The following is a 438-nucleotide window of genomic DNA, read 5'->3' as shown; positions in this document are numbered from 1 at the left end:
AGATTGAATCTTTACACCTTTTTTAAATCTCCTAGACATATCTCTTTGCGCTGACTTTTTCCTTTTCAAAAGTTTTTTAACCTTAGCATCTTTGTTTATATTTCGTTCTTTCATACCATTAGAAGCTACAAACAGCTCTTTTAAACCAACATCCACACCAATCGACTCATTCGTTAATTCCTGTGATTCAAAGTCTTCTTGGAATCCTACACTAATCCACCAGTGACGACCGTCAAATGTAACTCTTGGATTGGATGGCTTTTTATTTTTTGGTAGTTGTTGGCTTGTTTTCACTTCTCCAATAGACTGAATATGAATTACTTTCTTTCCTATAATCAGCCTTTCATAATTGGCATAAAATCCTTGGATTACATCTTTTTTGGATTTATAAGAAGTGTGATAACCATTTTTGTACTTTTTGAACGAATGTTTTCTCGC

Annotated in this window: 1 pseudogene; it reads right to left on the bottom strand. The window is 33.3% G+C overall.

Features of this window, described 5'->3' with window-relative positions:
- A pseudogene (locus FOT98_RS31070) lies at positions 1-438 on the bottom strand (RNA-guided endonuclease InsQ/TnpB family protein); the annotation flags it as partial.

The sequence above is a fragment of the Bacillus sp. HY001 genome (genome assembly GCF_007558965.1).
Lineage (GTDB): Bacteria > Bacillota > Bacilli > Bacillales > Bacillaceae_G > Bacillus_A > Bacillus_A mobilis.
Note: the sequence above shows the minus strand (reverse complement) of the source record. Positions and strands in the feature narration are given on the sequence as shown.